This is a genomic window from Vreelandella lionensis (genome assembly GCF_002087295.1).
Classification (GTDB): Bacteria; Pseudomonadota; Gammaproteobacteria; order Pseudomonadales; family Halomonadaceae; genus Vreelandella; species Vreelandella lionensis.
In genome coordinates this window covers 1-4,305 of sequence record NZ_MWVI01000090.1, presented here as the reverse complement: position 1 = coordinate 4,305, position 4,305 = coordinate 1, and the positions used below count along the sequence as shown (strand labels likewise).

Sequence of the window (4,305 nt, the reverse complement as noted above, 5' to 3'; positions counted from 1 at the left end):
CAAATCCACGTGAAGTGACGAAGAACCAAATCAACTTAGGCAATTTTATTGATTCAGCACACCTAGCTAATGGCGTATCAAAACGATTCGTCAGGAGTGGATATACATTTTTGAGTACTTCCCCAGACTACAAAGGACGGATTAATATCTCAGCAGGGTTTCCATAGTGGAGTGGCTCGCCACTCATGGCCTGAACGACGCCTCCCGCCTCTTCAATGATCACTTGAGCGGCGGCGGTATCCCACCGACACGTAGGCCCAAAGCGGGGATACACATCAGCCGCACCTTCTGCGATCAAACAAAATTTCAATGAACTGCCGACTGGATTAAGTTCATGGTCGCCCAGCTGTTTCAGCCAGCCGCATAATTCGGGACTTTTATGTGAGCGGCTACTTACCACTCGCCAAACTCCTGGCGGGTGAGGAGCATTAGCAACGTTTAATTGCTCACGATGCCCATGACGATCAATTTTGTAAGACCCTTTACCTTTGGCTGCTACATAAGCAATGCCCAAAGCAGGTGCCGTGACGACACCCAGTACGGGGGAATCATTCTCTATGAGTGCAATATTGACGGTGAACTCATTGTTTTTCTTAATAAATTCTTTTGTTCCATCTAAAGGGTCTACTAGCCAATACCGCTTATCATCCCCTGCCCCTGCAAAATGGCTAGTATCTTCCTCGGAAAGTACAGGCAACTTCTCTTTTAATGCTTGTAGCCCTGCAACAATAACATGATGTGCAGCCTTATCAGCTTCGGTGACTGGGCTATGATCTTCCTTGATTTCAACACTATATTCGTTGCCATAAATTGCCATGATGGCATCACCCGCATCATAAGCAATGGTTAACACCTGTTCCAATAACTGTTCCAATAACTCCCCCATGCAACCATCTCCAGAGCAAGCAATGAGGCCGCAAAAACGGCCAGCTAAATAGCCACTCTATGCAAAGTGGCCAGCATGATATAACGCTCAAACGTCGTAACCTGCTTCTCTAGCCAGCGTCGTATTGGCTTGCAACCAACCTTCAATATGCCCGCAGTCAAAGGTACGACCATGCATCCTAAATGCCTGGACGGTTTTACCCTCTTGCATAAGGCGGTCAATTGCATCCGTCAGTTGGATTTCATTACCCGCGCCGGGGGGTTGGTCACGCAACAGCTCCATAATACGATACGGCAACACATAGCGCCCAATCACCGATAGGCGTGACGGGGCGTCTTCTGGCTTTGGCTTTTCGACCACACCACGCATATCGGCGCTTTCACCAGCAGCAGGTTCGTCACAATCCACAATACCGTAACGATATACATCCTCCTGGGGCACTGCTTCTACCATAATTTGCGCTGCTTCGGTCTTTTCCCAGCGCTCAACCATACTGCCTAAATCACACGCGCTGTTGCCTACTTGCGGCTTCACCAATACATCCGGCAAAATCACCGCAAACGGCTCCTCTTTATCGAGCAGATGCGAAGCACAGTAAATCGCATGCCCTAGGCCTTTCGCATTAGGCTGTCGGACGCTGGTGACTTTTAGCTTTTTAGGTGAAATAGCAGAAAGGGTTTCCAGCAGCGCATTTTTCCCCTTACTGGCTAGCGAGTGCTCTAACTCAAAATGTGCATCAAAGTGATCCTCAATAGCCGACTTCCCCGCTCGCGTGACCAAAATGATCTCATTGATACCTGCCGCCAGCGCTTCTTCCACGACATGCTGAATGAGGGGCCGGTCAACAACAGGCACCATCTCTTTCGGAATTGCTTTGCTAATCGGCAGTAGACGGGTGCCAAAACCAGCAACAGGGATAATTGCTTTGCGTACTTGGGTCATCGTTAACGTCCTTTTACTGAGCGTTGCGTTCCAGAATAAGGAAAAATACAGGGCGAATTCACGCTAAACTTTATGCAATTGCTATGCCGAACCGCAGGGCAGCAAGCCTTAACGTATAACAACTGTGTTTACTAATTTTTCAATATGCCTGAAAGCAACACTGTGGCACTTTCAATCAACTCATCTAAATGGTGCGAGCCTTTGAAGCTTTCTGCATACACTTTATAGAGCGACTCTGTCCCGCTAGGGCGAGCAGCAAACCAGCCGTTCTCGGTGGTTACTTTCAACCCACCAATCGCCGCATGATTACCCGGAGCCTTTACCAACACAGCAGAAATAGGGTCTCCAGCCAGAACTGTATCGGTCACGCTTTCAGCAGTGAGATTTTTAAATGCGGCTTTCTCTTCAGCCGTACAGGCAGTATCCACACGCTTGTAGAACGGTTTACCGAAGCGCTCGGTCAGGGTCTGATAATATTCACTGGGTGTTTTACCCGTAACAGCCATGATTTCAGCTGCCAAAAGGCACAGCGCAATACCATCTTTATCAGTAGACCACGCCTTACCATCGCGGGTTAATAGACTAGCCCCAGCGCTCTCCTCGCCGCCAAAGGCCAGCCACCCCTCATGCAAGCCATCCACAAACCATTTAAAACCTACGGGCACCTCATACAGCTCACGCTTATGGGAAGCGACTACGCGATCAATCATCGACGAGGAGACCAACGTTTTACCGATTTTCAGCGAATCACGCCATTGGGGGCGATGGCTGATCAGGTAATCTACGCAGACCGCTAAAAAGTGGTTTGGGTTCATCAGCCCGTTGGCATCGACAATGCCGTGGCGGTCGGCGTCTGGGTCGTTGCCAAAGGCGATATCGAAGCGGTCTTTGATCTTCAGCAGATTCGCCATAGCATCCGTGCTGGAGCAGTCCATACGGATTTTGCCGTCGTGATCTAGTGGCATAAAGCTAAAGCTGTCATCTACGGTGGTATTCACTACTTCAAGATTCAAACCATAGTGCTCAGCCACCGCCTGCCACACGGTAGCGCCGCCCCCCCCATAGAGTCGGCGCCGAGAGTTAAATTGGCGTTTTGGATGGCCACCATATCCACTACTTTGCCCAGCTGCGCTACATAGTGAGCAGTGAAGTCATACTCCTGAGCGTGGGCTAACGCCTCATCTAAAGGTACCAGCGAAACATCACTTAAATGGCGGAGTAAGTAAGCGTTTGCACGCAGCTCAATCCACTTGGTAACGTCAGTATCGGCTGGGCCGCCGTGATGGGGATTGTATTTAATACCGCCATCCTCCGGCGGGTTATGGGAGGGAGTAATAATCAAGCCATCAGCCTTGGTTGCCTGATGTTGCTGGGCATTATGCTGCAATATCGCGTGGCTCACCAAGGGAGTTGCCGTGTAGCCATGATCTTTCTCAACCAATACTGGTACTTTATTGGCTGCCAGCACTCGCAGCGCGCACTCCCAAGCAGGGCGTGAAAGCGCATGGGTATCCAACCCAAGAAACAATGGACCTTTATACCCCTCCTCATTGCGAAAATCCACGACCGCTTGGGTAATCGCGATGATGTGTGCGGCGTTAAACGTGCGCTCGGTAGCACGGCCACGGTGGCCAGAAGTACCAAAGGCGACTCGCTCTTTGGCAACATTAGCATCCGGTGTTTGTTCAAAAAAAGTATGAACAATGGCATCCATCCCAACTTCTCCTTCTAACTCGGTTAGTTTGCTACCCTGCCTGTTATTGGCAGTTTACTGACATAGGGACGCGAAATGCGAGCAGGAATAGCAGGAATCAGCAGTGAGCATTAGAAAGCGTCTTGACCTCCTCCCCTCCCTCAGCTTCTTAGGAAGCTGCCGCCTGAGGCGGAAAGGAAGGGGATTCCCTGGTTGTCGCCTTCCAGGTTCCTGCTTCGCTGTCCGTTGCCTTCAATGCCTTGGCATTGCCGGTCTTACACAAACTCAACAGGCGTCAATTCCCGAGGGCCCCTCGGTATTTGCTGCAACTCTCGGCACCGGCGAGTAGCGCGGTGCCGGCTTGTAGGATGTTTCGAGCGGCATTGAGGTCACGGTCAATGCCCTGGGTACGCAGCCTGGGCAGTCCCAGACGCGCACATTGAGCGGCAGTGCCACCCGCACAAAGCCGCAGCCATGGCAGCGTTTGCTGCTGGGGTACCAGCGGTCGATCTGGACGAACTGCCGTCCCGCCCACGCCGCTTTGTACTCAAGCTGGCGAACCAACTCCCCCCAGCCGACATCACTGATCGCTTTGGAAAGGTGACGGTTTTTAACCAGGTGCTTCACCTGCAAACTCTCCGCCGCGATCACTTGGTTGTCGTTCACGATCTGGCGGGTGAGTTGATGCAGGTGGTCACGCCGAGTATCGGCAATCTTGGCGTGGCATTTGGCGACCTTTAACCGCGCTTTGGCGCGGTTATTCGAACCTTTTTGCTTACGGCTC

The 4,305-nt window shown here is 51.4% G+C and carries 2 protein-coding genes and 2 pseudogenes; all 4 read right to left on the bottom strand.

The genetic code is table 11. The annotated features are described in order from the left end of the window. Nucleotides 1–127: 127 nt before the first annotated feature. Nucleotides 128–886 carry a 3'(2'),5'-bisphosphate nucleotidase CysQ gene (gene cysQ, locus B4967_RS13795; protein ID WP_139794514.1) on the bottom strand — a complete coding sequence of 253 codons (759 nt, stop codon included), beginning with the start codon at nt 884–886 and terminating at the stop codon, nt 128–130. A gap of 87 nt (nt 887–973) precedes the next feature. After that, on the bottom strand, nt 974–1,828 hold the full coding sequence (locus tag B4967_RS13790; protein WP_058576383.1) for a UTP--glucose-1-phosphate uridylyltransferase: 855 nt from the start codon (nt 1,826–1,828) through the stop codon (nt 974–976). A 131-nt stretch (nt 1,829–1,959) separates the two neighbouring features. Continuing rightward, nucleotides 1,960–3,542 (bottom strand): annotated as a pseudogene (gene pgm, locus B4967_RS13785) (phosphoglucomutase (alpha-D-glucose-1,6-bisphosphate-dependent)). Nucleotides 3,543–3,816: 274 nt separating this feature from the next. Further along, nucleotides 3,817–4,305, bottom strand: a pseudogene (locus tag B4967_RS13780) (RNA-guided endonuclease InsQ/TnpB family protein); the annotation flags it as partial.

Bases quoted from the DNA above. Each gene is read 5' to 3' on its own strand.
- B4967_RS13790 (WP_058576383.1), bottom strand. From the start codon at position 1,828: ATGACCCAAGTACGCAAAGCAATTATCCCTGTTGCTGGTTTTGGCACC.
- cysQ (WP_139794514.1), bottom strand. From the start codon at position 886: ATGGGGGAGTTATTGGAACAGTTATTGGAACAGGTGTTAACCATTGCT.